This window comes from Streptomyces sp. NBC_00461 (assembly GCF_036013935.1).
Lineage (GTDB): Bacteria > Actinomycetota > Actinomycetes > Streptomycetales > Streptomycetaceae > Streptomyces.
Window position 1 is genome coordinate 6,156,673 of sequence record NZ_CP107902.1, and the last position, 26,971, is coordinate 6,183,643.

Sequence of the window (26,971 nt, forward strand, 5' to 3'; positions counted from 1 at the left end):
AACCGATGCGTTCGGTTCGCATGCGCATTCTCGCGTCGCTTCTGGTACTTGCGGGCGTGGGAGTGGGCGGCTGGCAACTGCTGCCGTCGCAGGAGGACACCGGAAAGACCATCCGGGTCGGCACGACGGACGAGGTCACGGCGCTCGATCCGGCCGGCGCCTACGACGCGGGCTCCTGGGCGTTGTTCAGCAACGTGTTCCAGTCACTGCTGACCTTCGAGCCGGGCGGCACCTCGCCGGTGCTCGACGCGGCCCAGAGCTGCGGCTTCAGAGGCAGGCAACTGACCACGTACAGCTGCAGGCTGAAGTCGGGGCTCACCTTCCCCGGCGGTCGCACGATGACCGCCGAGGACGTCAAGTTCTCCTTCGACCGGGTCAAGGCGATCAAGTCGGACGTCGGCCCGTCCTCCCTGTTCAGCACGCTCCGCTCGGTGAGCGCGAACGGCCTGACCGTCACCTTCCACCTGTCTTCGCCCGACGCCACCTTCCCGTTCAAGGTGGCCACCGGGGCCGGCTCGATCGTCGACAGCACCAAGTACCCGAAGGACGGCCTGCGCACCGACGCCGGCGTGGACGGCACCGGACCGTACGAGCTGACGGAGTACACGAAGGGCAAGAAGGCCGTTCTCGCGCCGAACGAGGACTACAAGGGCGCCCTCAAGGACACCGGCCGGCCCGTAGACCTGCTCTACTACGTCGACTCGGACGCCCTCGACAAGGCCTGGGACGCGAAGCGGATCGACGTCGCCACCCGCCAGCTGCCGCCCAAGGTCCTGTCCGGGCTCTCGGCGAGCGACCCCGGCCGGCGTCTGTCCGAGTCCGACAGCTCCGAGACCCGCAACCTCTACCTCAACACCCGCGCCAGCTCGCCCCTGCACGACGTCAGGGTCCGGCAGGCCATGGCCTGGCTGGTCAACCGCGAGCAGTTGGCCGCCACGGTGTACGACGGGACCGTCGCCCCGCTGTACTCGCTGATCCCGACGGGCATCACCGGCCACACCACGTCGTTCTTCGACGCCTACCCCAGGCAGGACGTGAAGAGGGCGAAGGCCCTGCTCACCGAGGCCGGTGTGACGGCGCCCGTCCGCTTCACCTACGGCTACGCCAAGAACCGTGGTTCCTCCGAGGAGGAGGCCACGGCGCTCAAGAAGCAGCTGGAGGCCGGCGGGCTGTTCAAGGTGACTCTCAAGGGCTACGAGTGGACCGCCTTCCAGGAGCGCTGGGCGTCCGGAAAGCTGGACGCGTACGCCGTCGGCTGGGTCGCCGACTACCCGGACGCGGACACCTTCGGTGCCCCGCTCGTCGGCACCGGCTCCACCATGAAGACCGGTTACAGCGACGGGGGCGTCGACCGGCTGATCCAGCAGAGCCGGCAGTACGCCGACCGTGAGGACGCCGCCTCGGACTTCATCACGCTGCAGCGCGACGCCGCCCGCGATGTGCCGGTCATCCCGCTGTGGCAGGGCAAGGAGTACGTCCTCAGCAACGAGGACGTCGGCGGCGGCCAGTACCTCGACGACGGCACCGGCGTGTTCCGGCTCTGGAGCCTCACCTGGATCTGACGCGAACTCGCGGCATTGACATTCGCCCGAGACACGCCGAAGGCTCACTCCACGCAGGACGATGTGGCGGAGGTGTGTGTGGGGTGAGGAGCAAAGGTGTTGAGACGCAACTCCTTCCGGTTGCCCCGGCATCCGGCTTCCGTCGGTCTGGCCCGGCGCCGGGTCCGGGACCATCTGGCCGACTGGGGACATCGGCCGGGTGATCCCGCGCTGGCGGACGCGGTGCTGCTGGTGTCCGAGCTGGCGACCAACGTCGTACGCCACGGGCCGCTCCTTGAGCGGGAGTTCGAGGTGGCCGTGACGGCGCTCGCGGACGGCTCCTGTCTCATAGAGGTGTCGGACGAGGGCCGGACGGAGCCCCGGCTGCGGCTGGTCCGCGAGGGGGAGGAGACCGGCCGCGGGCTGCATCTGGTGGAGCACGTCGCGGCGGCCTGGGGAGTGTGGAGCAGGGGGAGCCACGGCAAGACGGTGTGGGCGCTCGTCATCGCCAACGCCTGAGGTGTGCAAGGGAGTTACGGGGAGTGCGCCGACCCTGCGGCGGGCCGCGCCGGCAGCGTGACCGTCACCGCCAGACCGTCGCCCGGCGAGGTGCGCACCGCCACCTCCCCGCCGTGCGCCTGCACCACGCCCTGCACGATCGCCAGCCCCAGCCCGCTGCCCGCGCCCCCGGCGGCCCGGAAGAAGCGGTCGAAGATCCGCGCCGCGTCCTCGCAGCCGAGCCCCGGACCCTCGTCCGCGACGCACACCCGAACGACCCCGTTCTTCCGCTCCACGTCCAGCCGCACCGGCGCATCCGCGGGCGTGTGCGTGCGGGCGTTGCCCACCAGGTTGCCCAGCACCTGTCTGAGCCCCGACTCGTCGGCGTGCACCAGCAGGGCGCCGTCGGCGCCCACCGTGATGGGCCGCTCCGGCTGCTGCGCCCGCAGGTCCTCGGCCGCGTCCCGTACCAGACGGCTCAGGTCGACGTTCCTGAAGCGCAGTTCGGGCTGCTGGTCGAGCCGGGCCAGGGTGAGCAGCTCGTCCACCAGCCGCCCCATCCGGTCCGTCTCCGCCAGCACCCGCTCCCAGGCGCGCTTGCGCTCGTCGGGATCACTGAGCATGCCCCTGTCGTACAGCTGGAGATAACCGCGTATCGCGGACAGCGGGGTGCGCAGCTCGTGCGAGGCGTCGGCGACGAAGCGGCGCAGCTGGGCCGCGCTGTGCTCGCGCGTGCGGTACGCCGACTCGACCTGGTGGAGCATGGAGTTGAGGGCGAGGCGCAGCTGCTCGACCTCCTGCGTCGGATGGGTGCTGGAGGGGATGCGCTGGGTCAGGTCGCCCTCGGCGATCGCCGACGACGTCTCCACCATGTCCTCCAGCGGCAGCATCCGGCGCCGCACACTGAACAGCGTCAGACAGGCCAGCAGCGCCAGCAGCAGTCCGCCGACGGCGAAATCGAGCCGGAGGGCCTTGCTCATGCCCGCGTGCAGGGCCTCGGTCGAGGTGGCCATGAGGACGTACTTGCCGTCGGACAGACGCACGGCGGTGACCCGGTACGAGTCGCCGTGCACCGTCACGTCGTGCGGATCGGAGTCCCGGGCGAGCGCCTTGGCGTCGTGGACCGAGTGGGCCAGGCCGAGCTGCGCCTCGGTGGGCCTGACGCCCAGAAGACCGACGGCAGCCCCGTGGCGGTCGACGGCGGTGTAGATCGAGCCCGGTGACGACCGCTCCTTGTTCGTGCCGTCCGGGACCAGCCGGTCGCGGACGAATCCCAGGGCGCTCAGCGAGTCGATCTGCCGGATCGTGAGCTGCGACTGACCCAGCGAGTCACGCATCCGGGTCAGCTGGGTGTCGACCTGCCCGAGCAGGTAGTACCGCATGCCCATGAGGCTGACGGCGGTGGTCGCCGCGATGCCGAGGGCGAGCAGGGCGACGTTCGCCAGGGTCAGCTTGGCGCGCAGGGAGTGCACGCCACGCTTGCAGCGGATGCGTGGGGTCCTCATGCCAGCCCGTATCCCACACCGCGCCGCGTGGTGATCATCGGTGGCCCCAGGGCGTCCAGCTTGCGGCGCAGATAGCTGATGTACGTCTCGACCACGGTCGACTCGGGCGGCGTGTGCTCGTACTGCCAGACGTGGCGCAGGAGTTGCTCCTTGGGCACGATCCGGCCGCCGTTGCGCACGAGGAAGCGCAGCAGGGCGTACTCGGTGGGGGTGAGTTCGACGGTGCGGCCCGCGCGGTGGACGCTGTACGTCGTCTCGTCCAGCTCCAGGTCGCCGTACCTCAGGGGTGGCCGCTGCGGCAGGACGTCGGCCGTGCGGGTGCGCCGCAGGACCGCGGTGACGCGGGCGACGACCTCGTCGATGTTGAACGGCTTGGTGATGTAGTCGTCGCCGAAGCCGAGCGCGCCGACCACCTCCGCGGGCGAGTCGCGGGCGGTGAGGAACACCAGCGCCAGGTCGGGCCGCCTCGCGCGCAGCTCGCGGCCCAGGGCCCGCCCGTCCCCGTCCGGGAGCATGACGTCGAGCAGCGCCGCGTCCGGCCGGGTGCGCTCGGCCAGCGCCAGGGCCTCGCGGACGGTGCCCGCGATCATCACCTCGAACCGGTGGTAGCGCAGGGCGATGGCGAGGACGTCCGCGATGCTCGGTTCGTCCTCCACCACCAGCACGGTGCCTGGAGCCGTCGTCATGCCCCCAGTATCGGGCGGCCCACTGACAGTCGGGCCGGATCGGTCTTTGGAGTTCCTTGAGAGTCATGGGCGCCCGGTGTCCACGCGTGCGTGCCGCCGCCAATCCTGGTGCCCAGGACCTGGGGGACCAACCGACGACCGACAAAGGAGCGTTGAACGTGGCGGCATTGGCACGGTGGTGCTATCGGCACCGGCTGGTGGTCCTGTTGCTGTGGGTGGGGGCGTTGTTCGGGCTGGGCTTCTCGGCCTCCGCGGCGGGCACGAACTACGCGAACGTGTTCTCCCTCCCCGACACGGACTCCAAGAGCGCGTACGACCTGATGGAGAAGGCCTTCCCGAACACCTCGGGCGACACCGACACGGTGGTGTGGAAGGTCGACGGCGGCTCGGTGAAGGACCGGGCGGTGAAGGACCGGATCCAGCCGGCCCTGGACAGAATCGCGAAGATGTCCGGCGTCGGTGAGGTGACCAGCGCCTACGCCGGAGCCCGGGGCGCGGCCCAGATCAGCGGCGACGGCAGGATCGCGTACGCCCAGCTGACCTTCACCCAACGCGCGAACGAGGTGCCCAAGGACCTCGTCCAGAACGTCATCGACACCGCGCGGGACGCCGAACGCGGCGGACTGCAGGTCGAGTTGGGCGGGCAGGCCATCCAGCGGGTCCAGGAGCCGCCACAGGGCCTGTCGGAGATGGTCGGCATCGTCGCGGCGGCCGTCGTGCTGTTCCTCGCCTTCGGCTCGCTCTTCGCGATGCTGCTGCCGATCGCCATCGCGGTCTTCGGCGTCGGCATGGGCCTCTTCTCCACCCAACTCATCAGCCACGCCACCGACATCCCCGACATAGCCCCGCTGCTCGCGTCCCTGATCGGCCTCGGCGTCGGCATCGACTACGCCCTGTTCATCGTCACCCGGCACCGGCGCGGCATCCAACGCGGCTTGGCCCCCGAGGAGGCGGCCGTCACGGCGCTCAACACCTCGGGTCGGGCGGTGCTGTTCGCGGGCGGCACGGTGTGCATCGCGCTCGCCGGCATGCTCGTGACGCGACTGCACTTCCTGGACGGCGTGGTCATCGGCACCTCGATCACGGTCGTGCTGAGCGTGCTGGCGGCCACCACCCTGCTCCCGGCCCTGCTCGGCCTCCTCGGCCCACGCGTCCTCAGCCGCCGCCAGCGCCGCCGGCTCGCGGCCAGTGGGCCCGAGCCGGAGGGGGTGAGCGGCATGGCGGCACGCTGGTCGTCGAACGTGCAGAAGCGCCCCCGCAGGATCGCCGCCCTCGCCCTGGTCGTGATGGCCGTCCTCGCCATCCCCGTGCTGTCACTCCGCCTCGGCGCCACCGACCAGGGCAACGACGACGCGTCGACGACCACCAGGAAGGCGTACGACCTGCTGGCCGAGGGCTTCGGGCCCGGCTTCAACGGCCCGCTCCAGGTGGTCTCCGAGAGCGGCGACACCGCCACCCTCGTCAAGGGCATCCAGTCGACACCGGGGGTCGCCCGGGTCGCCGCACTGCCGCCCGCGAAGGGCGTGACGGTCATCCAGGTCGTGCCGAAGACGTCACCGCAGTCCAAGGAGACGGACGACCTGATCGACACGCTGCGGGACGACGTGATCCCGCGGGCCGGTGCGCAGGCGCACGTGGGCGGCGTGACAGCCGTCTCGAAGGACTTCGCGTCGGTCACGGGCGACCGCCTGCCCCTGTTCATCGCGACGATCATCGGCCTCGGGTTCCTGCTCCTGCTGGTCGCCTTCCGCTCCCTGGTGGTCCCGCTGACGGCGGCTCTGATGAACCTGATCGCCGCGGCCGCCTCCTTCGGCGTCCTCGTCGCGGTCTTCCAGTGGGGCTGGGGCCTGGACCTGCTCGGCCTCGGCAAGGAGGGCCCGATCAACGCCTTCCTGCCCGTCATCATGCTGTCGTTGCTGTTCGGGCTGTCGATGGACTACCAGGTGTTCCTGGTGAGCCGGATGCACGAGGAGTGGGTGCACACGCGGGACAACGCGCGCGCGGTGCGCGTCGGCCTCGCGGAGACCAGCCGGGTCATCAACTCCGCGGCCCTGATCATGGTCTGCGTGTTCCTGGCGTTCGTCCTGAGCGGCGACTCGGGGGCGGCGACGGCGGGCGTGGGCCTGGCCGCCGCCGTGGCCCTGGACGCGTTCATCCTCCGTACGGCTCTGGTGCCGGCCGCGATGCATCTGCTCGGCGACTCCAACTGGTGGCTGCCGGCGTGGCTGGAGAAGCGGCTGCCGCACCTGGCGGTCGAGCCGAAGGAGGACGCGGAGGCCTCGTCGTCGGCCGCGGAGGGCCCTGCCTCGGTGGTCCACGGCTTCATCCGCACCGCCGACGGTGAGCCGGTGGACGGCGCCTCGGTGACGCTGCTGTCGAAGGGCGGACGCCAGCTGGACCGGGTGACGTCGCTGGCGGACGGCTCGTACATCGTGTCGGTGCCGGCTCCGGGGACGTATCTGCTGGCGACGACCGCGACGTCCTACGGCTCCCGCGCGGCACACGTCGTGGTGGCGGACGGACCGCAGGTGTACGACGTGGAGCTGGCGGAAGGGGAGGTGGACGCGGTCAATTAGCCTTCTGCTGCGCGGCCTTGAGGATCCGGTCGACGTCGAGGGTGACCTCGGCGCCGATCGACGCGGGCAGTGTGACGGTCTCGCCGGGAGAGTACGGGCGGTGGTTCTCGTAGGCATCCCCGGCGGGGCCGGTGAGGACGTGGAGGCGTTGGTGCTTGCGGTCGACGATGACGTAGACCGGGATCTTGCCGCTCGCGTACGCCTTGACCTTGTCGCGCAGGTCGGTGCGGTAGTTGCTGGAGGTCACCTCCAGGACCAGGCGGAAACAGACGGGGTCGTAGCAGTTGTTCTCGGCGAGGTGGTCCTGGTAATCGGCGTCGACCAGGGAGAGATCGGGGATGCAGTAGTCCTCGGTGCCGGTCGGCAGCCATAGGCCCAGGCCCTGGATCAGCCTCGACTCCACTCCGTGCAGACCCGCGCTCGCGAAAAGCAGCAGGAGGTCGGTCAGGACATCGCCATGAGGGCCGTCCGGGGGCGGAGCCACGAGGATCTGGCCTCCGATGATCTCGACGCGGTAACCCGGAAGCCGCTCCATGAGCCGGTTCGCCTCCGCGATCAGCGGACGGTCGCCGTGGGGCCGCTCGACGGATGCTGCGGACATCGCGTGCCTCCTGTGGGCTGGTGTCGAGAGCATCATCGTAGGCAGGCGGAGGACCAGGTGTCCCGTTCGAACCGCTTCACCCGAAAGTGATCACTCGCCGCGCTTCTCCCTGCCCCCCGGATCCGGCAGCACCCTGGTCATCCCCGGCAGGAAGTCCGTGAACAGCTCGTGCACCTCGCGCACCAGCGGCCGCAGCACCCGGAACCGGGCCAGCGACACACCGCGAGCCGTCAGCCGCGCCCCCCGCTCGGCCAGCCGGTAGCTGCGCTCCCGCCCGTCCGTCCGGTCGAAGATCCAGTACAGCACGAGCCCCATCTGGGCGAGCCACATCAACTCGGGCAGGACATCCCGGAGTTCGTCCGGAACCTTGGTCTTCGTCGCCCCCGCCAGCACCTCGCGGTGGACGGAGATCGCCTCCATGCGCGCGTGCTCCGACTCGGGGGAGAAGGGGCTGAGCGGGCTGTCCGGATCGGCGGCGTTCTTGAAGAACTGCACCGCGAACTCGTGGTACGGCGTCGCGATGTCCAGCCACGCCTTCAGGACGCCCGCGAGCCGCGCCTCCAGATCGGTCTCCCGGTCCAGGACCTCCCGGATAGCCACCCGGTGCTCGGCGGCGAGCCGGTCGTAGAAGCCCTGGATCAGGTGTTCCTTGCCGGCGAAGTAGTAGTACGCGTTGCCGACGGAGACCCCGGCCTCCTGGGCGATGGCCCGCATCGTCGTCTTCTCGTAGCCCCGCTCCTGGAACAGCCGCATCGCGGTCTCCAGGATCAGCGCACGGGTCTGCTCGGACTTGGTCGGGTTGCCGCCCCCGTCGGGGCCGTCGTTCTTCGCAGGCACGGAAGGACAGCCTACGGGGTGACGCAGGAGCTGCCGTCACAGCCGGGTGCGCTGTACGTCCAGCCCTGCCTCGGGTCGTAGGCCCACCCGTCCGCACTGCGGTACACCTGCCTGCCCCGCTGCGCGCCCCGCCACTTCGCCGCAGCCAGCACCGCTCCTTTGGCGAGCTTCGCCCCCGCCGGTGTGCTGAGCCGGTGGGCGAGCGGCCGGTGTTCGCGCAGTGCCCACAGGGTGACGATCCAGGCGGCGGCGGAGCGGTAGACCTGACCCGCGTCGCCGACGACGGTGATGTCGTCGAGGGTGGCGCGGTGGTCGAGCGCGGGAAAGCGGCGCCGGGCCTGCTCCGATCCGGCGGGCAGGAGCTCCAACGGCACGAGCTGCGGCTGTCGTACGAGCCAGTCGCGCAGGAAGGTGCACAGCGAGCACTCGGCGTCGTACAGGAGGGTGAGCCGGCGGACCGGGACCCGGTCCGCCGTGGGGGTGCTCATGTCCCTCACGCCCCGACCCAGTCCTGCGGCGCGACCGGGGGCACCTGCTCCCGCTCCATCAGCCCACGCCGCCGGATCCGGTTGAGGACGTACACGTTGCCCAGGTGCATCACGCCGAGCACCAGCAGCACCACGCCGAGCTTGGTCGACAGGGCCTCGAAGATCTGGCGGGTGTCCTCGATGGTCTCGTTGCCGCTCAGGTAGAGGGCGACGAAGCCGAGGTTCACGAGGTAGAAGCCGACCACCAGGAGGTGGTTGACGGCCTCGGCGAGCTTCTCGTTCCCCTGCAGCACGTCGGCGAGGAAGATCCGCCCGTTGCGGCTGAGCGTGCGGGCCACCCAGATGGTCAGCGCGATGCTGACCAGCAGGTATATGACGTAGGCGACGACCGTGCGGTCCATGCCCCACCTCTTCTTGAACGCGTTCAAAACGCTGACAGAGATGACTGTAGACCTGTTTTTGAACGCGTTCAAGCTGGAGAGGGCCTCAATGGCGTCAGGGGCGGCGGCCCAGCTCCGGGCGCTTGCTGTAGTCGGTGAATCCGATGACGTTCCCCCATGGGTCGGCGATCTCGACGGTCCAGCCGGTGGCCACGGAGAAGGGCTCGTCCAGGGGTGCGATGCCCACCGCGGCGAGCGCGCGGGCCGCCGCCCGCGCGTCGGTCACCTCGACCCACAGGCGCGGTGAGGGCCACGGCGGTGGCCGATGCCCCAGCCCCTCCTCCTGTCGCAGCAGGATCCCGGGCGTCTCGCCCCCGACCTTCAGCAGCGCGATCCCGGCCTCGTCGAACCGAAAGCCCACCGCGAACCCGGCGCGCTCGAAGAAGTCGACCGCCGTGCCGAGGTCCCCGACGGGCAGCAGGACGTTGTCGAATCCGAGCAGTTCGTACGACTGGTCATCTGACATACCGTCAGAATAGGTGGGAAGGCGGCCGGAACCGGTGATTCAGTGGTGCGGACGCGAGTGAGCCCCGCCCCGGTACGAAACCGGGGACGGGGCTCACATCACCGTGGAAGAACGGCGAACCGTACGAGAACGGAGATCAGAAGCGGCGCGTGATGAGCGCTCGCTTCACCTCCTGGATCGCCTTCGTGACCTCGATGCCGCGCGGGCAGGCGTCCGTGCAGTTGAAGGTCGTGCGGCAACGCCACACGCCGTCACGGTCGTTGAGGATCTCCAGGCGCTGCTCGCCGGCCTCGTCGCGCGAGTCGAAGATGAAGCGGTGCGCGTTGACGATGGCGGCCGGGCCGAAGTACTGGCCGTCGTTCCAGAAGACCGGGCACGAGGACGTGCAGGCGGCGCAGAGAATGCACTTCGTCGTGTCGTCGAAGCGCTCGCGGTCCTCGGCCGTCTGCAGACGCTCACGCGTCGGCTCGTTCGTGTCCTTCGTGATGAGGAAGGGCATGACGTCGCGGTACGCCTGGAAGAACGGGTCCATGTCGACGACCAGGTCCTTCAGGACCGTCAGGCCCTTGATGGGCTCGACCGTGATCGGCTTCGCGGGGTTGATGTCCTTGATGAGGGTCTTGCAGGCAAGACGGTTCTTGCCGTTGATCCTCATCGCGTCCGAGCCGCAGATGCCGTGCGCGCAGGAACGGCGGAAGGTCAGCGTGCCGTCGATGTCCCACTTGATCTTGTGGAGGGCGTCGAGGACGCGCTCCTTGGGGTCGATCTCCAGCTGGAAGTCTTCCCAGGTGGCCTCCGCCGAGACCTCGGAGTTGAAGCGGCGGACGCGAAGGGTGACCGTGATGTACGGGGAGTCGGCGAAGCCGGGCTCGGGCTCGCCGGCCGCGTCCGCCTTGTCCAGAACGGGGGTTGCCATCAGTACTTACGCTCCATCGGCTGGTAGCGGGTCTGGACGACCGGCTTGTAGTCGAGACGGATGGACTCGGTGCCGTCGTCGCCCACCTCGCGGTACGCCATGGTGTGGCGCATGAAGTTGACGTCGTCGCGGTTCGGGTAGTCCTCGCGGTAGTGACCGCCGCGGGACTCCTTGCGGGCCAGGGCCGACACCGCCATGACCTCGGCCAGGTCGAGCAGGTTGCCCAGCTCGACGGCCTCAAGCAGGTCGGTGTTGAACCGCTTGCCCTTGTCCTGGATCGAGACGTTCTTGTAGCGCTCGCGCAGCTCGGCGATCTTCTCGACCGCGGTCTTGATCGTCTGCTCGGTGCGGAACACCATGACGTTCGCGTCCATGGTCTCCTGCAGCTCGCGGCGCAGGACCGCCACGCGCTCGGTGCCCGTGGAGGAGCGCAGCGCCTCCACCTGGCCGACCACCAGCTCCGCCGGGTTCTCCGGGAGCTCGACGAAGTCCGCCTTCTGGCTGTACTCCGCCGCGGCGATGCCGGCCCGGCGGCCGAACACGTTGATGTCCAGGAGGGAGTTCGTGCCCAGACGGTTCGCGCCGTGCACCGAGACACAGGCGACCTCGCCGGCCGCGTACAGGCCCGGGACGACCGTCGTGTTGTCCGTGAGGACCTCACCCTCGACGTTCGTCGGGATGCCGCCCATGGCGTAGTGCGCGGTGGGCTGGATCGGGATCGGGTCCGTGTACGGCTCGATACCGAGGTACGTGCGCGCGAACTCGGTGATGTCCGGGAGCTTGGCGTCCAGCTGCTCCGGCGGGAGGTGCGTGAGGTCGAGGTAGACGTGGTCGCCTTCGGGACCGCAGCCGCGGCCCTCACGGATCTCCGTGTAGATCGACCTCGACACCACGTCTCGCGACGCGAGGTCCTTCATCACCGGCGCGTACTTCTCCATGAAGCGCTCGCCGTCCTTGTTGCGGAGGATGCCGCCCTCACCACGGGCGCCCTCCGTCAGCAGGATGCCCATGCGCCAGATGCCGGTCGGGTGGAACTGGAAGAACTCCATGTCCTCCAGCGGCAGCCCGCGACGGTAGACGGCGGCCTGGCCGTCACCGGTCAGCGTGTGCGCGTTCGACGTCACCTTGAAGAACTTGCCGCAGCCGCCGGACGCGTAGATCACGGCCTTCGCCTGGAAGACATGGATCTCGCCGGTCGCCAGCTCGTACGCCACGACACCGGCCGAGCGCTTCACGCCGTCGACCTCGGTGATCAGCTGGTCGAGGACGTAGAACTCGTTGTAGAACTCCACGCCCTCCTTGACGCAGTTCTGGTACAGCGTCTGGAGGATCATGTGGCCGGTGCGGTCGGCCGCGTAGCAGGAGCGGCGTACGGGGGCCTCACCGTGGTTACGGCTGTGACCGCCGAAGCGGCGCTGGTCGATCGTCCCGTCGGGCGTCCGGTTGAACGGCAGGCCCATCTTCTCCAGGTCGAGGACCGAGTCGATGGCCTCCTTCGCCAGGATCTCGGCGGCGTCCTGGTCGACCAGGTAGTCACCGCCCTTGATCGTGTCGAAGGTGTGCCACTCCCAGTTGTCCTCCTCCACGTTGGCCAGCGCGGCGGCCATACCGCCCTGCGCGGCGCCCGTGTGGGAGCGGGTGGGGTAGAGCTTGGTCAGCACGGCGGTGCGGCTGCGCTTCGTCGACTCGATGGCGGCGCGCATGCCCGCGCCACCGGCGCCGACGATGACTGTGTCGTACTTGTGGATCTTCATGATTCTCGCAGCCCCGTGCCTAGCGGATGTTCGGGTCGAAGGTGAAGATCACCAGCGTGCCCAGCAGGATGGTGAACACCGTGGCGGTGTAGAGCAGGCCCTTGAGCCACAGCCGGGTGTTCGCGCGCTCCGCGTAGTCGTTGATGACCGTGCGCAGGCCGTTGGCGCCGTGCAGCATCGCGAGCCACAGCATCAGCAGGTCCCAGACCTGCCAGAAGGGGCTCGCCCAGCGGCCGGCCACGAACGCGAAGCCGATCTTCGACACGCCGCCGTCCAGCACGAGCTGGATCAGCAGGTGGCCCAGGACCAGGACGACCAGCACGATGCCGGACAGGCGCATGAACAGCCAGGCGGCCATCTCGAAGTTGCCCCGGGTGGACTTCGGGGACTTCTTGGTGCGCTTGCGCGGGGCCTCGATGAGGGGCGCCGGGTTGTCGACGTCGTAGAGGGACTCGCCCTCGACGGGGCCGACGCCGGACGCGGTGGATTCAGTGGTGGCCATCGGTGTCAGCTCCCGAACAGTTCACGAGCGGCGTGACCGAGGACGGGGTAGATCGCCCCGAGCATCAGCACGACCCACAGGCCTACGACGGACCAGAGCATCTGCTTCTGGTAGCGCGGGCCCTTCGACCAGAAGTCGACGGCGATGACGCGCAGGCCGTTCAGTGCGTGGAAGAGGATGGCGGCGACGAGGCCGTACTCCAGCACAGCAACGATCGGGGTCTTGTACGTGGCTACGACCTTGTCGTAGTCCTCGGGGGAGACACGGACGAGAGCGGTGTCCAGCACGTGAACGAACAGGAAGAAGAAGATGAGGACGCCGGTGACTCGATGAGCCACCCAGGACCACATTCCTTCCCGGCCGCGGTACAGCGTTCCAGCCGGCACGGAAGTCCCTCCGGGAGCGGGGATTGGGGCCGCGCCGGCTTGTGCTGTCGGTCGGGCCCGGCCGGGTACGGTCCACCGGCCCCCAGCATGCTATCTGTGTGGCGCCTCGGCGCTTACGGGGGGCCTACCGGTGTGATCAAAGTGGCACGCGGATGGGTGAGCGTTGCGGCTTCTGGGGTGGGATGGCCCGTTATCTAGGGCCCGCGCTCTCTCCGCAGCCCGGGGCTCTCTAAAGCCCCGTGCTCCCGAGGAGCTGCAGCAGGCGGCCTCTGGCCAGGCGGCGGAGTTCCTCTGCCGCGATCACCCGTTCCTCCTCCGGATCGTTCGACAGGCGGGCGCGGATGCCTGCCAGGACGTGGTCCAGGGTCTCGGCCGGGTTGAGGCCGTCCGGGCAGATGACGAAGGCGTGTCCGAACTTTGCCTCGTATGCTGCATGTGCGGCACTCATTGCCGTATGTGCAGCTGAATACGTTCCCTCCGGCAATGTCGGCAATGTCTCGCCGGCCAGGGCTTCCGCCAGGTCGGCGGGGGAGAGGTCGTAGGCCGCTTCGTCGGAGGCGGCGAGTAGGGACTCGAGGTCCGGGTAGGGGCGGTGTTCCGCCACCCGGTGGGACCAGCAGAGGCTGCGGAGGCAGGTCAGAAGGAGGCGCTGTGCTTCGTCTGCGGGCGCGGTGTTGAACTCCCCCAGTCCGTTCGTGGACGGTGGAGTGCGGATCTGCTCGGGCAGCGCCGGTATCGCGGCGACTCGGCCAGGAAGGTGTGTGGGCGTCACGTGTGTTTCGGCAGAGGATGCTGTGAGAGGTGTGACCTCACGTTATCGAGTGTGGGCGTGACGTGTCCGACGGATGCCCGAATTTCACCCGCAGGGGAGAGTTTCGGAACGCGTGGTGGACGCGCCGCGCCGTCCATGGGCCATAGGTTGGCGCCGTGAGCCAGCACAGGCGTCGGCCTCCGACGCAGAACCCGAAGCGCAGGCGGATGATCGTCGCGGGCGCGTTGGCGGGGACGGTCGCGCTCGGGATCGGCCTGGGTTTCTGGGCCTCCGGCGACGACAGCAGCCCGGCGGGATCGGCGCAGCGGCAGCAGCCCTCCGTCGACCGGTCCGCCGCCGCGCCCGAGGTCTCGCCCAACCGGACTCCGAAGCCGACCCCGAACCGGTCGTACGCCCTCTCGAAGGCTCCCCGCACCATTCCCGCCGTGCGCTCCCACACCGCGGCGCGCGGGCCGGGCTGGCGTGCGGTGCGCGGTGAGCGCGTGGTCGTGAACGACGCCGATCTGGCCGACGAGGGCCGTCTGATCGCCGGTGAGCTGGGGCTGACGTACGCGGGCGAGAAGGACGACGTGCGCGCCGGGGACGTACGGCTGACGCTGAACGACGACGAGGGTGCGGACCCGGAGTCGTACGCGATGACCGTGCGCGGTGGGCGTGTCGTCATCAGCGGGCCCAGCGACGCGGGTGTCTTCTACGGCACGCGCACGCTCAAGCAGGAGGTGCACCGCGGCGGCACGGCGCCCGAGGGGGTCGTGAAGGACGAGCCCGCCAAGCCGGTGCGCGGGTTCATGCTGGACATCGCGCGCAAGCCCTTCACCGCGGCCTGGATCGAGGACCGGGTGCGGGAGCTCGGGGACCTGAAGTTCAACGAGCTGGGACTGCACTTCTCCGACGACCAGGGGTTCCGGATCGCGTCCGACACGCATCCCGAGATCGTCTCGCAGCAGCATCTGACGAAGGCCGAGGTCAAGAAGATCGTCGACCTCGCCGCGAGCCGGCACATCACCGTGGTGCCCGAGATCGACTCGCCCGGGCATCTGGGCGCGGTCATCGCCGCCCACCCCGATCTGCAGTTGCGCAACGCGCAGGGGGTGGCGGCGAAGGGTGCCGTCGACATCTCCAAGCCGGCCGCCGCCGACATCGTCGACGACCTGCTGAACGAGTACGCCGGTCTGTTCCCCGGCAGCAAGTGGAATCTCGGCGGGGACGAGTACCAGGCGCTGATGGTGTCCAGTCCGGAGGCCTCCTATCCGCAGCTGGCCGCCGCCGCCAAGGACGCGTACGGGGCCGGGGGGACCGTCGCCGACCTCACCACCGCGTGGCTGAACGACCGCGCCGACACGATGCGGGCCCACGACCGGACGATGCGGGTGTGGAACGACGGCTTCTTCCGGGGGACGTCCGTGCAGCCCGCCAAGGACCTGCGGGTCGGGTACTGGACCGGCAAGGAGATCGGGGCGCGGCCGCCGGTGGAGTACCTGAGCGCCGGGCGCAAGCTGATCAACTACAACGACGAGTTCCTGTACTACGTCCTGGGCCAGCCGAACAATTTCGTCTACCCGACCGGGCAGCGGATCTACGAGCAGTGGACCCCGCTCGTCGTGCGCGGCACCCAGGCGGTGCCGGCGAGGTACGACGGGCAGATCCTCGGCGGGTCCTTCGCGGTCTGGTGCGACCTCGCGGGGTCGCAGACGCAGGACCAGGTCGCCGCCGGGATCCGGATGCCGCTGCGGGCGACGGTCCAGAAGCTGTGGGATCCAAGGCGGCCGGCGCTGTCGTGGGCGCAGTTCAAGGCCCTGGCCGACCAGCTGGGCTGAGCGCGACCGGGGTGCAGGGGCGCGGGGCGTCTTGGCGCATACGGCTGCGAACAGGCGTACGGCTGTGGTGTATTCGGCCGAGCCGGAGCCGACGGAGCTGTGGGGGCCAGGGATGGGCTACTGGGGGTATTGGGTCGTGGGCCGCAGTGAGCGGCCGCTCGCGGAACTCGACGCGCTGGCCGGGGCCACGGGCATGGAGCTGCGGGCCGAGGCGCCCGGCGGCTGGCAGGTGTGGGAGTACGCGAGCGGGGACGGCGAGGTCGGGAACATGAACGTCCTCGCCCGGGAGACCGGGGCGCCCGCGCTCTTCGGATACGTGATGGACAGCGCCTCGGTCGTCGTGGAGGCGGCGGCGCCCGAGAGCGGGGCGTGGACGACCTGCCTGGCGCGGGCCGCGATGGCCGGATACCTCGGCGCCGGGAACGAGGGGCTCACGATCGAGGACTACTTCCTCCAGCCCGGTGACGCCGCCGGCCGGGCGGTCGCCTGGGCCGCCGAGGCGGGGCACGACGTCGACGTCGAGCCGCTGCTCGACGTGCTGACCGCCGACGCCGATCCTCCCCCGCTCTCGAATTCGCTTGAGCAGGGGGACTCTCTGGCCGAAAACCTCTTCTTCCGCCTGCTGGACCGGCTGGGCGTGGTGCCGCTGTGACACTCCCGGGCCGTCGCACGCAGTAAGGGGAAGTGCGGGCTCCGTAAGGGAAGAGCCCTGCTGGGCCTCGTAGAGGACCCGCAGAAGGAGGCGTGGATGAGCCTGGTGGAACTGATCGCTCAGGCCGACGAGCGCGGACTGGCCGCCAGCGGGCTGGCTTGTTTGGATCGCTGCGTGCCCCTGCTGGGCGGCGACGACGAGATTCTGCGACCCCTCTGGGCCAGCCTCGCGGACGCCGACGACACCGGTGACACAGGCGGCTGGGGCGAGGGGCTGGAGCACGCGCGCGGGAAGCTCGGCGGGCCCGAGGAGCCCGGCGAGAGCGAGGCCGCGCTGCTGGCCCGCCGGATGCTGGCCGCCGCGCCCGCCGACCGGTCCGCCGCCCAGGTGCGGGTGTGGGCCGACGCCTGCTCCGTCGCCGCGCTGCAGATACACCGGCTGCTCGATCCGCTCGCCGACCGGGCGTCGTCGGTCGACTCCCGCCGGGAGGGGCGTACGGAGGGAATGTCGCCGCTCGTCGCCGCGGAGCTGCGGCGGCAGGTCACCGTGCTGGAGCTCCTCGCCGGCCACGGCGCGGCCGGAGTGCGCCGGGCGCTGGAGGTGTCGACCGAGGGGCGCCGGGTGCTGCGGGCGGTCGTCTCGCGTCGGGCCCGGCGGGCGTGACACGGTGCCGTGCGGCTGCGGGGTCCCGGTGCCGTTGGTCAGTGCGGTGGTTCAGTGCCGTGGATCAGTGCAGTAGGCACTTCACCACCGCGTCGCCGTACTCGGCCGTGCGCGTGTAGAAGGCCGTCATGTCCCGGTGGGTCGCCGCGAACAGGGCGTGGAGTTGCGGCTCCGCGTCGGGGCCGCCGTAGGCGCGGAGAAGGGGCTCCCTGGCCGACTGCCACAGGGTCTCGAAGTCGGCCGCTTCGAGGAACGCCGCGACCCGGGCCGTCAGGGCCGCGGTCAGGATCAGGAACGGTGGCTCGTCCGGGTCGGGGTGGGGTACCGGGCGGCCGCCGAGGATCACGTCGGCGCCCGCGTAGAGGGTGTTCTGGTCGAGGTAGCTCCTGTCCAGCATCTCCTCCCGGTGCCGGTCGATTCGTCGGCGCACGGTGTCCCAGTCGTCCTCGAACAGCCGCTGCAGCCAGTTCGCGCTGTTGCGCAGGGCCGAGGGCGGCACCGCGCGGAGATGGAAGTACTGGCTCATCAGTGAAAGGAGCGCACGGCAGAGGCGAAGCGTCACTCCCGGGCACGACGCGTACCTGAGGGAGTCCTGTGACAGTCCTGGGGTGGCCGTGGGGCGGTCCTGCGCCGGTCTGGGAAACCCCCCGGAAATCGCGTGACGAACGGCCCGCCGACCCCGCTCCTGGGTAGGTGACTACCTTCCACGAGACCAGGCCGAACGCGGCGACGAAGCCCGTTCGGTGGGCGGCGGACGCCGTCGCGGCGATGCGTGAGGGGGCGCGGCTGCGCCTCGACTACTCGGCACAGAGCCTGTGGCGCGTCGACCGGATGATCGAGGGGATACGGCGCGAGGCGGCGCCGTACGCCGCCGTGGAGAGCGCGTTGCGCGGTTTCGGGGCCTACGCCGGTGAAGTGATCGTCCGTCAGACCGGTGCCGAGTGGTGGGCGACCGGTGGCGACCACTGGATCCGCACCCCGGACGGGCGGATGTGGGACCCCCTCGACGAGGCCCGGCGCTGCTTCGCCGGCGACGGGTCGCTGCGACTGCTGTGCCGGGACGCGACCGATGGCGTCCGAAGGTGACCGAGGCGGCAAAATCGCCGTAATAAGAGACGCTGGCGTTCCCAAACGGTGGTGCCCGGAGGGAGCATGGAGGCGACCTCGGGACGGTCCGACTCGGGAGGCCCCCATGGCCGACAACCGCCGTTGGTGGACGCTGGTCGTCATCGCGCTCGCCCAGCTGATGGTCGTCCTCGACATGACCATCGTGAACATCGCCCTGCCGTCCGCCCAGGCCGACCTGAACATGTCGGACGGGAACCGGCAGTGGGTCATCACCGCCTACACCCTCGCCTTCGGCGGGCTGTTGCTGCTCGGCGGCCGGGTCGCCGACCTCGTCGGCCGCCGGACGACCTTCATGATCGGGCTGCTCGGCTTCGCGGCCGCCTCCGCGCTCGGCGGGGCCGCTGCGGGACAGGGGATGCTCTTCGGGGCCCGGGCCCTGCAGGGCGTGTTCGCCGCACTGCTCGCGCCCTCCGCGCTGTCCCTGCTCACCACGACGTTCACCGATCCGAAGGACCGGGCGAAGGCCTTCGGCGTGTTCGGGGCGATCGTCGGAGCGGGCGCGGCGATCGGGCTGCTCGCGGGCGGCCTGCTCACCCAGTACCTGGACTGGCGCTGGTGCCTGTACGTGAACGTACCGGTCGCCCTGATCGCGTTCGCCGGCGCGTCGGCGCTGCTCACCCCCGGACAACGGCACCCCGACGCCCGTCTCGACGTGCCGGGCGCACTGCTCGGCTCGGCCGGGATGCTGTCGCTGGTGTACGGCTTCTCCGAGGCGGCGTCGAGGGGCTGGGGCGACGGCCTGGTGGTGACCCTGCTGGTCGCCGGGGTCGTCCTGCTCGCCGCGTTCGCGCTGTGGCAGACCCGGGCGCGGGTGCCGTTGCTGCCGATGTCCGTGATCAAGGAGCGGCAGCGCGTCGGCGCCTTCCTGACCACGCTGTTCGTCACCGTCGGGATGTTCGGCGTCTTCCTCTTCCTGACGTACTACCTGCAGGGCGTCCTCGGGTGGTCCCCGCTGAAGACCGGCCTCGCGTATCTGCCGATGACGGCCGCGATGATCGTCGGGTCGACGCAGATCGCGGCGCGGCTGCTGGGCAGGGTGCCGCCGCGGTTCCTGATCGTGCCGGGGCTGCTCGTGGCCGCGGGCGGTCTCGCGGTCATCGCGCAGGTCGGCGTGGAGCCGGCGTACGCCTCGCACGTGCTGCCCGGCATGCTGATGCTGGGTCTCGGCATGAGTACGGCGATGATGACCTCCATCTCGCTGGCCACCGGAAGTGTCGCGCCGCGTGACTCGGGCGCGGCCTCGGCGACCTTCAACACGGCCCAGCAGGTGGGCGGTTCGATCGGTACGGCCCTGCTGAACACGATCGCCGCGAGCGTCACGGCGACCTATCTGGCCGCGCACGCGGGGCCCGGCGTCGACCGGCGGCGGCTGGCGGCCGAGGCCACGGTGCACGGCTTCAACGTGGCCACCTACTGGGCGCTGGGCGCGCTGCTGCTGGCCGCGCTGATCGCGGGCGTGGTCATCAACGCGGACCGGGTGCCCACTCCGCAGGCCACGCAGGAGCGGACGCCCGAACCGGTCGACACGGCCATGTGAACTGCCGGGTGATGTCGGCTACTTGAGGTAGACCAGGCCGTCCGTCGTGATCGTCGGGCGGCCGCTGGTGCCGACCACCACGATCTTCACCGTGTGCTTGGCGCTGGACGACCAGGTCTTCGTCCAGATCGCCTGGCGGTACAGGGTGGTCGAGGACTTCAGGTCGACGGTGCTGACCTTCACGCCGTCGACGTAGACGTACGCCTGACCGGAGGTGGACGCACGGCTGACCACCCAGGAGGCGGAGCGTCCGGTGAAGGTCCAGCTGAGGCTCGCGCCCTTCGAACCGCTGGAGTACGACTTGCCGCCGAGGTAGCTGGTGGAGGAACGGGCCGTCCAGCTGCCGGACTTGGTGGCCGAGGTCTCCTGGAGGATCACCGGGGTGAAGGACACGGACGACGTACGGGTGTTGCCCGCGTAGTCGTACGCCGTCATCGACCACGTGCTCGCGGTGCCGGATGCGGCGGTGCGGCTGGAACTGGTGGTGGTCGGGCCGAAGGTGGCCGTCGTCGGGGTCAGCAGGCTCACCGACTTCAGGGCGGCGTTGTCCGTCGCCTTCCAGCCGAGGGTGACCGGGACGGCGCTGGTGTTGACCGTGCCGGTGCGCAGGGAGAGCTTCGGCGCGGTGGTGAAGGTCGGTGCGGTCGTCTCCGCGACGACGTTCATCGCGTCGGTCGTCGTGGTCTTGCCGGACTGGTGCACGGCACGCACGGCGACGGTGTGGGTGCCCAGGGCGAGGGTCGCGCCGGCCGAGGTGGACGTACCCGAGGCGGTGGCGGCGACCTTGCCGTCCACCAGCAGCTCGAACCTGGAGATCAGCGAGCCCGGCGTGGTCGTCGACCACTTCGCCGTGATGGCGCCCTTGGTGTAGTACGTCGAGCCGGACAGGCCCGCGCCGGACAGCGGGGTGACCTTCAGGCCCTGCACCGGGCCGGACGCCCAGGCGCGGATCGTCGGCAGCTGGGCGTGGAGCGAGCCGCCCGGGCACTGGGTGTTGTAGCCGTCCCGGTGGCCGGAGATCCGGTTGAACGTGTACGAGCTGCCCGCGGTGAAGCTGGTCCCGAAGTAGTTCGTCTGGGTCGCGCCTGCCTTGAGCTGCACGGTGGTGGCGGGGTCGGCGTCGTACTGGCCCAGCTTCCACGCCGCGATCCGGGCGATCGAGGTCAGGGCGGCGGTGGAGGCGCCGGTGGAGGTGTACTCGCCGAGCACCGCGATGCCGGCCGACTCGCGGTTCCAGCCGTAGGTGTGCGCGCCGAGCACCGGCAGGTCCACGCCGCCCTTGCGGCCCTCGAAGATCGTGCCGCACTTGTCGACCAGGAAGTTGTAGCCGACGTCGTTCCAGCCGTTGGTCTGCGTGTGGTACGCGTAGATGCCCCGGACGATCGCTGCCGAGTCGGCGCACGAGTAGTCGTTCGTGCCGTCCGTGTGGTGCACGAAGACGGCCTTCACATCGGCGTTGTACTCCGACGGGTCGGGGCTGAGCGACTCGTCCGCGCCCCAGTCGGCCCGCGAGACGATCGGCGGCTCGGGCACGGTGGACGCCGGCGCGGTGGGCGTGGTCGCCGTCGGGCTCGCGGAGGCGCTCGCCGAAGGGGACGCGGACTCGCTCGGGGACGCGGTGTCGGTCGGCGATGCGGTGTCGGTCGGGGACGCGGTGTCGGTCGGGGACGCGGAGTCCGTGGGCGTCACATCCGCCACGTACGCGGCCGGCTCGGCCTTCTGCTCGGCGGCGGTCGCCACCCCCGGGTCGACCAGGTTGACCTCAAGCCCCTTGGGCAGCCCGGAGCTGGTGGAGCCGTCCTTGTGGACGACCTGGACCTGGACGCCGTCGGAGGGGCCGACCCACAGCGGCTCGGACGCGCCGCGCGCGTCGGCGCCCGCCTCCGGGTCCTGAAGCGGGTCGACGTTCGCCTCGAGGTCCTTCCAGGCGGTCCACTCGCCGGTCTCGCTGCTGCGGGTGCGCACCTGGGCCGTGCCGGGCAGCCGCTTGGTGGCGCCCGTCCAGGAGACGCCGAGCAGGGAGAACTGCTTGGTCTCCGTGCGCGGCAGCTCCCGCTTGCCGCTCGCGGTGCCCTTCAACGCGAGGTCGTAGACCCTCACCGGCCGCTTGGCCTGTCCCTCGGTTCCGTGATCGGAGGACGGGCTGGCGACGGCGTACGTCACGACACCCCCGCCACCCAGAACCACCGCACCGAGAGTGATCCACGCCCGCCTCTTCAGGCTCAGCGGTCTGTACGCACGCGTACCGCGAGGACTCAACTACCCCACCCCTTGAAAAAGAACACGACTGCCACACCGGTCACTGCAGGTGGCACATACACGCAGCGCGCTGCTCCGGCCGAACGTCACTCGGAGGTCGTCGCCGCCGTCGCCCCCGACGAGCCCGCCTCTCCGGATATCAGGACGCGCGCAACCGGGGATTCAACTTGTCCCGGTGCCACTTCATCGGGAACAAGATCGGCTGCGACGGCGTTCGACGCCTGTTGTCGGTTCTCGGAAAGGACAGTGCATTCATGGGCCTGACTCGTCGGCTTCTCACGCTGCTCTTCGCACCCCTGCTCGCCCTGATGGCGGCGCCCGCGCTGGGGACCGGTTCGGCATTCGCCGTGCCGCAAGCGAAGACCGTCTCGATTGCCCAGGCCCGCAGCCTGCCGGTCGGGACCGTGGTCACCGTGAAGGGCTCGGTGACGACTCCCTCCGGAGCCTTCGAATCCAGCTTCGGAGACAAGGGGTTCGGACTTCAGGACAAGACCGCCGGCATCTACGTCAGCCTGCAGAGCGACGTGCATGCGTACCCGCGACAGCACGCACGCATCACCGGCACGCTCCGGGACAGCTCCGGGCTGCTGACCCTGGTGCCGGCCGAGCCTTCCGATGCCGAACTCGGTCCCAAGTGCCGGGCGGTGAAACCGGAGCGGGTCGGCACCGCCGCGGTCGGAGAGGCCACCGAGGGGCGGCTCGTCAAGGTCGTCGGAAGGATCGCACAAGGGCCGACGAGCGACCTCCCCTATGGGTACAAGCTGTCCGTCGACGACGGTTCGGGCCCCGTGCAGGTCTTCGTCAACGTGCAGACAGGCGTCGACGTCTCCCGCCTGAAGCCGGGTCAGACGGTGCGAGTGGTCGGCTTCAGCAGCCAGTTCGGCACCCGCTACGAAATCGATCCGCGGTCGCCGCACGACCTCGCGGTCGTCGGGCCCGAGTAACCGGGCTCGGCGCGCACGTCGGTGGGGTGCTCGTGCGCCGTGCGGGGGCGGTGTGGGTGGACCTCGACGCCGACCGGCGCGCCTACTTCGGCCGGCCGGTCGGCGTACGGATGCCGGACGGGTGGGACGCGCATGCCGTACACGGTGGTGAACCCCACCCGCCGGGACTTTCCCGCGCATCAACGGGCGGGGCGCGACGGCCGGTTGCGTGTCGGTGTCGCGCGCGGCGCCGGGTCGGATCATGGCCTGGCTCAGCCCCGGCGCCCGTCCGCGCATCGCGATCGGCTGAAGATGTGGCACACGCGGCCCACCCGTTGCTCCGGCGGCCTGTGACATTTCCGTGACGGCGGACGCTGAAGATCGTGGGGGCGTGCACACGGCCGGACGTGTCGCGCAGTGCGGGTTCTGCAGAGCCCGCTTCGCATACGCACGAACGAGGACAGCGTTGGGCCAGGGACGGGAACCCCGCCGCCGTATGCAGGCGTACGACGGGGAGCTGGGGGCGGCCGTCGAGCGGGCCCAGGAGGGCGACGAGGCAGCTTTCGCGGTCGCGTACCGCATCGTGCAGCCCGGCCTGCTCGGCTATCTCCGCGGGATCGTCGGCGACGACGCCGAGGACGTGGCGTCCGACGCCTGGCTGGAGATCGCCCGTGACCTCGGACGCTTCCAGGGCGACGGGGCGGGCTTCCGCGGCTGGACCGCGACCATCGCCCGGCACCGCGCCCTGGACCACCTGCGTCGGCAGAAGGTACGCCCCCGGTCCTCGGCACTCGAACAGGACGTACTGGACCTGCCCGGCCCGCACAGCACCCACGACCAGGCCCTGGAGGCGCTCTCCACCGAGCGCGCCCTGGAACTGGTCCGCACCCTGCCGCGCGACCAGGCCGAGGCCGTGCTGCTGCGCGTCGTCGTCGGCCTCGACGGCCCCACTGCGGCCCGCGTCCTCGGCAAGCGCCCCGGCGCGGTGCGCACGGCCGCACACCGGGGGCTGAAGCGCCTCGCGGCCGGGCTCGGCGGCGCAGGTGTGACGAATGAGGGTCCCCGGACGCTGGGGGAGTCGAAATGAACGTCAACGACATGAACGTCAACGACGGCAGGAGCGACGACGGCCGACTGCCCGACACGGATGGATACGGACATGGGTGACCGGCACAGTGACGGCACTGCCCCCGGCCGTCGGCACGTCCACCCGGGCGGGACTCTCCCGGCCTCCGGGGAGGCGCCGGTGGGCCCCGCACTGGAGAGCCTGCTCGCCGACGCGCTGCGCTCGGGTGTACTCGACGCCGACGCCGAGCAGCGGGCGGTGGCCGCGTTCCGGGCCGCCCGGGACGGCGGGGCGCACCGTGCGCGGACCCGCCGCCGGGACGACTGGCGCCCGCGCGAGCACGGCCGGGCCCGGCGCTCGCTGCGGGCCACCCTCACGCTGTCCCTGGCCGGACTGACCCTGGGCGGTGTGGCGTACGCGGCGATCGGCACGGTCGGCGGCTCGTCGGGCGACGGGCACGCGGCGCGTCAGCGGGCGCACGCGCCGGTCGTCCCGTCCACGACCGTCCCCCGCGCCCCCGTCGCCCCGTCCACGCCGGACCGCCCGGACACGGCCAAGGACACCGAGGCCCACTGCCGCGCGTACGAGAAGGTCAAGGGGCACGGCAAGGCCATGGAGTCGACGGCCTGGCAGCGGCTGATCGCGGCCGCGGGCGGCGAGCGGAACGTCACCGCCTACTGCACCGAGCAGCTGGGACGGGCGAAGGCCGAAAACACACCGGCAAAAGCGACGAAGCCGAAGAAGCCCGAAAAGGCAAAGAAGCCCGAGGAGCCGACGAAGCCCACGGAGCTGAAGAAGCCCGAGGAGCCGAAGAAGGCGGAGAAGGTCGGCTAGGGGTCGACCAGGGGGACAAGCAGCCTTCCGCGTCCAGCTGTGCGCCGCCCTCGCGTACGCGGTCCTGGCGTGTGTCGCCCCACCATGTGCCACCGAGGCAACGGCCGGAGCCGCCACCCCCCACAGGAGAGGCCCCGGCCGTCGCACGGCACGGGCCGCGCGGCGGCCCGTACTTTCTACAGCGCCATGAGTGCGGTTTCTGTCACACCCAGGTACATCGCTTCCCGTCACAAGGAGGTTGCAGGTTGTGCGGACATGGACGAGCAGCGGTTTCAGGTCGTAACGTGCCTTTCGCGCCGGGCGCCGAAGACGCTTGACCATCGCAACGATCGGCGGCCTCGACGCCGCGACCATCGAACGAGGAACCACGGGTGCTGGGGGACGACGCGGAGCTGACCGCCGCGGTGCTTGCCGCACAGGACGGGGACGAGACCGCGTTCCGGGCTGTGTACCGGGCGGTGCATCCCCGCCTGCTCGGATATGTCCGGACTCTGGTCGGCGACCCGGACGCCGAGGACGTGGCGTCCGAGGCCTGGCTGCAGATCGCCCGTGACCTGGAGCGGTTCAGCGGCGACGCCGACCGCTTCCGCGGCTGGGCCGCCCGGATAGCCCGTAACCGCGCGCTGGACCACATACGCATGCGCGGGCGCCGCCCCGCGATCGGCGGCGACGAGACGGAGCTGACCGGGAAGGCCGCCGAGTCCGACACCGCGGGCGAGGCCATCGAGTCCCTGGCCACGGACGACACGCTCTCCCTGATCGCCCGGCTGCCGCAGGACCAGGCCGAGGCCGTCGTGCTGAGGGTGGTCGTGGGCCTCGACGCCAAGACCGCCGCCGAGACGCTCGGCAAACGCCCCGGTGCCGTACGTACGGCCGCGCACCGCGGTCTGAAGCGCCTGGCCGAACTGCTCGGCGAGGATCCGGAATCGACCGGTGGCCTGGACGGGCTGCCGCCCCAGAGAGACCCGCACGACCGCGCGGTGACGTCCGCGAGTGTGACGCATATGCGTCCGCGGACGCAGAAGGACATGTGATGGCCGACGAGCAGTACAGGTGGCTGGACCGAGAAACAGCGGAGCTCTTGCTGCGCGGACAGTCACTGGAAGCAGTCGATGCCGCCGCCCGTGACCAGGCCGAACGCCTCGCCAAAACCCTCGATGGGCTGACCGTCGAACCCCCGCTGAGCAGCGCCGAACTCCCCGGCGAGGCCGCCGCGCTGGCCGCCTTCCGTGCCGCGCGGTCCGACGCGAGCGCCGAGCGGGCGGCGGCCCGTCACTCCGACGGCACCCGGGACTCCGATGCCGGGCTCATCCGTATCGGTGGCCCCGCCGCGGGCGCCCGGCCCTCCCGCCGGGGCTGGTCCGCGCGCTTCGCGCTGACCGCCGTACTGGCGGCCGGCATGGTCGGCGGAGTCGCCTTCGCGGCGACAACCGGAGTGCTCCCGACGCCGTTCGGCCACGGCCGGCCCAGCCCGGGCGTCTCGGTCTCGGCCGGGGCGGGCGCGGACCGCCCGCTCCTGTCTCCCTCGCCGGACAGCGCCCTGGGCGAGCCGACCCCCGACGACTCCGCCGGCGGTTCCACCGGCCCGGCGGCCCCGCGCGGCTCGGCCGGCGGCGGCACCTCCGCCGAGCCCGGCTCCGACGACCGCAGCGGACACGTCGGCGGCTGGTGGCTCGGAGTCCCGTCGGCCTGCCGTGACGTGCGCGACGGCAAGGAACTGAGCGGCGACCGCAGGCAGGCCCTTGAGGACGCGGCGGGCGGTACCAACCCCAGACGCGTGTGGAAGTACTGCAAGAACGTCCTCGGTGTCACCGAGGGCAAGGCCTTCCGGGGCAGGCACCAGGACCGGGACGGCAAGGGCAAGGGCGACATCGGCGGCCGGGGCGGACACGGCCACCGGAACGGCCAGGGTGATCAAGGTGATCAGGGGGATCGGGGCGGTGACGGCGACGGCCACCACATAGGCCCCGGCGTGAACGGTGCGAACGGCGGCACCGGCGTGCCGTCCGCCTCCCCTTCGCCCCTCGCGCCGAGGCAACTGGTGCCGAGGCAGCTCGCGCCGACGCGCGGCCCGTCTCCGAGCCCGACGTACAGCATGCTCTGACCTGCGGTTTTGTGGCGCGG

At 70.6% G+C, this 26,971-nt stretch carries 27 protein-coding genes and 1 pseudogene; 14 read left to right on the top strand and 14 right to left on the bottom strand.

Features of this window, described 5'->3' with window-relative positions; translation table 11 throughout:
- Nucleotides 1-5: 5 nt before the first annotated feature.
- Nucleotides 6-1,562: an ABC transporter substrate-binding protein gene (locus tag OG870_RS28965; RefSeq protein ID WP_327691696.1), complete on the top strand. Its 1,557-nt coding sequence runs from the start codon at nt 6-8 to the stop codon at nt 1,560-1,562.
- 96 nt (nt 1,563-1,658) lie between these two features.
- Entirely contained in the window at nt 1,659-2,060 is a 402-nt protein-coding gene (locus tag OG870_RS28970; protein WP_327691697.1) for an ATP-binding protein, read from the top strand.
- Between the two features lie 14 nt (nt 2,061-2,074).
- Here OG870_RS28970 and OG870_RS28975 read toward each other — a convergent pair whose 3' ends face one another.
- Both OG870_RS28975 and OG870_RS28980 read right to left on the bottom strand, forming a co-directional pair.
- Nucleotides 2,075-3,544: a sensor histidine kinase gene (locus OG870_RS28975; protein WP_327691698.1), complete on the bottom strand. Its 1,470-nt coding sequence runs from the start codon at nt 3,542-3,544 to the stop codon at nt 2,075-2,077.
- Nucleotides 3,541-4,230 carry a response regulator transcription factor gene (locus tag OG870_RS28980; protein ID WP_327691699.1) on the bottom strand — a complete coding sequence of 230 codons (690 nt, stop codon included), beginning with the start codon at nt 4,228-4,230 and terminating at the stop codon, nt 3,541-3,543. Before OG870_RS28980 ends, OG870_RS28975 begins: the two co-directional genes overlap by 4 nt.
- Before the next feature lie 167 nt (nt 4,231-4,397).
- Between OG870_RS28980 and OG870_RS28985 the strand changes: the two genes are divergently transcribed.
- A complete protein-coding gene (locus OG870_RS28985; protein WP_327692335.1) occupies nt 4,398-6,806 on the top strand; it encodes an MMPL family transporter in 2,409 nt (802 codons plus the stop codon).
- On the opposite strand, the gene OG870_RS28990 is transcribed toward OG870_RS28985, so the two are convergent.
- The 10 genes from OG870_RS28990 to OG870_RS29035 all read right to left on the bottom strand — a co-directional run bounded on the left by OG870_RS28990 (nt 6,799) and on the right by OG870_RS29035 (nt 13,968).
- Nucleotides 6,799-7,407, bottom strand: coding sequence for a Uma2 family endonuclease (locus OG870_RS28990; protein WP_327691700.1), 609 nt, complete (start codon nt 7,405-7,407; stop codon nt 6,799-6,801). The two genes, OG870_RS28985 and OG870_RS28990, sit on opposite strands and share 8 nt — an antisense overlap.
- A 90-nt stretch (nt 7,408-7,497) precedes the next feature.
- On the bottom strand, nt 7,498-8,244 hold the full coding sequence (locus OG870_RS28995) for a TetR/AcrR family transcriptional regulator (protein WP_266844250.1): 747 nt from the start codon (nt 8,242-8,244) through the stop codon (nt 7,498-7,500).
- An 11-nt stretch (nt 8,245-8,255) separates the two neighbouring features.
- Nucleotides 8,256-8,732 (bottom strand): thiol-disulfide oxidoreductase DCC family protein, encoded by a 477-nt coding sequence (locus OG870_RS29000; RefSeq protein ID WP_266844248.1) that lies wholly within the window; start codon nt 8,730-8,732, stop codon nt 8,256-8,258.
- Between the two features lie 5 nt (nt 8,733-8,737).
- Nucleotides 8,738-9,133 carry a hypothetical protein gene (locus OG870_RS29005; RefSeq protein WP_266844246.1) on the bottom strand — a complete coding sequence of 132 codons (396 nt, stop codon included), beginning with the start codon at nt 9,131-9,133 and terminating at the stop codon, nt 8,738-8,740.
- A 94-nt stretch (nt 9,134-9,227) separates the two neighbouring features.
- Nucleotides 9,228-9,638 carry a VOC family protein gene (locus OG870_RS29010; RefSeq protein ID WP_266520021.1) on the bottom strand — a complete coding sequence of 137 codons (411 nt, stop codon included), beginning with the start codon at nt 9,636-9,638 and terminating at the stop codon, nt 9,228-9,230.
- A 136-nt stretch (nt 9,639-9,774) separates the two neighbouring features.
- A complete protein-coding gene (locus OG870_RS29015; protein WP_266520023.1) occupies nt 9,775-10,554 on the bottom strand; it encodes a succinate dehydrogenase iron-sulfur subunit in 780 nt (259 codons plus the stop codon).
- Complete coding sequence (sdhA, locus tag OG870_RS29020; RefSeq protein ID WP_266520025.1) at nt 10,554-12,308, bottom strand: succinate dehydrogenase flavoprotein subunit; 1,755 nt, start codon at nt 12,306-12,308, stop codon at nt 10,554-10,556. Before sdhA ends, OG870_RS29015 begins: the two co-directional genes overlap by 1 nt.
- Before the next feature lie 19 nt (nt 12,309-12,327).
- On the bottom strand, nt 12,328-12,810 hold the full coding sequence (locus OG870_RS29025; protein ID WP_266520027.1) for a succinate dehydrogenase hydrophobic membrane anchor subunit: 483 nt from the start codon (nt 12,808-12,810) through the stop codon (nt 12,328-12,330).
- A gap of 5 nt (nt 12,811-12,815) precedes the next feature.
- Nucleotides 12,816-13,196 (bottom strand): succinate dehydrogenase, cytochrome b556 subunit, encoded by a 381-nt coding sequence (gene sdhC, locus OG870_RS29030; RefSeq protein WP_037884595.1) that lies wholly within the window; start codon nt 13,194-13,196, stop codon nt 12,816-12,818.
- Nucleotides 13,197-13,425: 229 nt separating this feature from the next.
- Nucleotides 13,426-13,968 (bottom strand): 2-oxo-4-hydroxy-4-carboxy-5-ureidoimidazoline decarboxylase, encoded by a 543-nt coding sequence (locus tag OG870_RS29035; protein ID WP_266844243.1) that lies wholly within the window; start codon nt 13,966-13,968, stop codon nt 13,426-13,428.
- Nucleotides 13,969-14,174: 206 nt separating this feature from the next.
- On the opposite strand from OG870_RS29035, the gene OG870_RS29040 reads away from it, so the two are divergent.
- From OG870_RS29040 to OG870_RS29050, 3 genes are all read left to right on the top strand, one after another.
- A complete protein-coding gene (locus tag OG870_RS29040; protein WP_266844865.1) occupies nt 14,175-15,785 on the top strand; it encodes a beta-N-acetylhexosaminidase in 1,611 nt (536 codons plus the stop codon).
- Between the two features lie 112 nt (nt 15,786-15,897).
- Nucleotides 15,898-16,437, top strand: a complete 540-nt coding sequence (locus OG870_RS29045; protein WP_266520595.1) for a hypothetical protein — start codon at nt 15,898-15,900, stop codon at nt 16,435-16,437.
- A 96-nt stretch (nt 16,438-16,533) separates the two neighbouring features.
- Nucleotides 16,534-17,100: a hypothetical protein gene (locus tag OG870_RS29050; protein ID WP_266520034.1), complete on the top strand. Its 567-nt coding sequence runs from the start codon at nt 16,534-16,536 to the stop codon at nt 17,098-17,100.
- Nucleotides 17,101-17,164: 64 nt separating this feature from the next.
- Here the strand turns inward: OG870_RS29050 and OG870_RS29055 are convergent, their stop codons facing one another.
- Nucleotides 17,165-17,626 carry a DUF1877 family protein gene (locus tag OG870_RS29055; protein ID WP_327691701.1) on the bottom strand — a complete coding sequence of 154 codons (462 nt, stop codon included), beginning with the start codon at nt 17,624-17,626 and terminating at the stop codon, nt 17,165-17,167.
- Between the two features lie 167 nt (nt 17,627-17,793).
- Here OG870_RS29055 and OG870_RS29060 point away from each other — a divergent pair, with 167 nt between their 5' ends.
- Both OG870_RS29060 and OG870_RS29065 read left to right on the top strand, forming a co-directional pair.
- On the top strand, nt 17,794-18,186 hold the full coding sequence (locus tag OG870_RS29060) for a hypothetical protein (RefSeq protein ID WP_266844238.1): 393 nt from the start codon (nt 17,794-17,796) through the stop codon (nt 18,184-18,186).
- 106 nt (nt 18,187-18,292) lie between these two features.
- A complete protein-coding gene (locus OG870_RS29065; protein WP_266520046.1) occupies nt 18,293-19,765 on the top strand; it encodes an MFS transporter in 1,473 nt (490 codons plus the stop codon).
- Between the two features lie 18 nt (nt 19,766-19,783).
- Here OG870_RS29065 and OG870_RS29070 read toward each other — a convergent pair whose 3' ends face one another.
- A complete protein-coding gene (locus OG870_RS29070; RefSeq protein WP_327692336.1) occupies nt 19,784-21,985 on the bottom strand; it encodes a peptidoglycan recognition protein in 2,202 nt (733 codons plus the stop codon).
- 293 nt (nt 21,986-22,278) lie between these two features.
- Between OG870_RS29070 and OG870_RS29075 the strand changes: the two genes are divergently transcribed.
- From OG870_RS29075 to OG870_RS29095, 6 genes and pseudogenes are all read left to right on the top strand, one after another.
- A complete protein-coding gene (locus OG870_RS29075) occupies nt 22,279-22,968 on the top strand; it encodes a hypothetical protein (RefSeq protein ID WP_327691702.1) in 690 nt (229 codons plus the stop codon).
- Nucleotides 22,969-23,128: 160 nt separating this feature from the next.
- A pseudogene (locus tag OG870_RS48245) lies at nt 23,129-23,257 on the top strand (L,D-transpeptidase family protein); the annotation flags it as partial.
- 156 nt (nt 23,258-23,413) lie between these two features.
- Nucleotides 23,414-24,034 (top strand): RNA polymerase sigma factor, encoded by a 621-nt coding sequence (locus OG870_RS29080; protein ID WP_266520050.1) that lies wholly within the window; start codon nt 23,414-23,416, stop codon nt 24,032-24,034.
- A 72-nt stretch (nt 24,035-24,106) separates the two neighbouring features.
- Entirely contained in the window at nt 24,107-24,847 is a 741-nt protein-coding gene (locus tag OG870_RS29085; protein WP_266589518.1) for a hypothetical protein, read from the top strand.
- A 371-nt stretch (nt 24,848-25,218) separates the two neighbouring features.
- A complete protein-coding gene (locus OG870_RS29090) occupies nt 25,219-25,881 on the top strand; it encodes an RNA polymerase sigma factor (protein WP_266589520.1) in 663 nt (220 codons plus the stop codon).
- Entirely contained in the window at nt 25,881-26,951 is a 1,071-nt protein-coding gene (locus tag OG870_RS29095) for a hypothetical protein (protein WP_266844233.1), read from the top strand. Before OG870_RS29090 ends, OG870_RS29095 begins: the two co-directional genes overlap by 1 nt.
- The last annotated feature ends 20 nt before the right edge of the window (nt 26,952-26,971 follow it).

Bases quoted from the DNA above. Each gene is read 5' to 3' on its own strand.
- OG870_RS29050 (WP_266520034.1), top strand. From the start codon at position 16,534: ATGAGCCTGGTGGAACTGATCGCTCAGGCCGACGAGCGCGGACTGGCC.
- OG870_RS29010 (WP_266520021.1), bottom strand. From the start codon at position 9,638: ATGTCAGATGACCAGTCGTACGAACTGCTCGGATTCGACAACGTCCTG.
- OG870_RS29040 (WP_266844865.1), top strand. From the start codon at position 14,175: ATGATCGTCGCGGGCGCGTTGGCGGGGACGGTCGCGCTCGGGATCGGC.
- OG870_RS29095 (WP_266844233.1), top strand. From the start codon at position 25,881: ATGGCCGACGAGCAGTACAGGTGGCTGGACCGAGAAACAGCGGAGCTC.
- OG870_RS29075 (WP_327691702.1), top strand. From the start codon at position 22,279: ATGGGCCTGACTCGTCGGCTTCTCACGCTGCTCTTCGCACCCCTGCTC.
- OG870_RS29045 (WP_266520595.1), top strand. From the start codon at position 15,898: ATGGGCTACTGGGGGTATTGGGTCGTGGGCCGCAGTGAGCGGCCGCTC.
- OG870_RS28965 (WP_327691696.1), top strand. From the start codon at position 6: ATGCGTTCGGTTCGCATGCGCATTCTCGCGTCGCTTCTGGTACTTGCG.
- OG870_RS29025 (WP_266520027.1), bottom strand. From the start codon at position 12,810: ATGGCCACCACTGAATCCACCGCGTCCGGCGTCGGCCCCGTCGAGGGC.
- OG870_RS29000 (WP_266844248.1), bottom strand. From the start codon at position 8,732: ATGAGCACCCCCACGGCGGACCGGGTCCCGGTCCGCCGGCTCACCCTC.
- OG870_RS29085 (WP_266589518.1), top strand. From the start codon at position 24,107: ATGGGTGACCGGCACAGTGACGGCACTGCCCCCGGCCGTCGGCACGTC.
- sdhA (WP_266520025.1), bottom strand. From the start codon at position 12,308: ATGAAGATCCACAAGTACGACACAGTCATCGTCGGCGCCGGTGGCGCG.
- OG870_RS28975 (WP_327691698.1), bottom strand. From the start codon at position 3,544: ATGAGGACCCCACGCATCCGCTGCAAGCGTGGCGTGCACTCCCTGCGC.
- OG870_RS29055 (WP_327691701.1), bottom strand. From the start codon at position 17,626: ATGAGCCAGTACTTCCATCTCCGCGCGGTGCCGCCCTCGGCCCTGCGC.
- OG870_RS29015 (WP_266520023.1), bottom strand. From the start codon at position 10,554: ATGGCAACCCCCGTTCTGGACAAGGCGGACGCGGCCGGCGAGCCCGAG.
- OG870_RS29065 (WP_266520046.1), top strand. From the start codon at position 18,293: ATGGCCGACAACCGCCGTTGGTGGACGCTGGTCGTCATCGCGCTCGCC.
- OG870_RS29005 (WP_266844246.1), bottom strand. From the start codon at position 9,133: ATGGACCGCACGGTCGTCGCCTACGTCATATACCTGCTGGTCAGCATC.
- OG870_RS28990 (WP_327691700.1), bottom strand. From the start codon at position 7,407: ATGTCCGCAGCATCCGTCGAGCGGCCCCACGGCGACCGTCCGCTGATC.
- OG870_RS28980 (WP_327691699.1), bottom strand. From the start codon at position 4,230: ATGACGACGGCTCCAGGCACCGTGCTGGTGGTGGAGGACGAACCGAGC.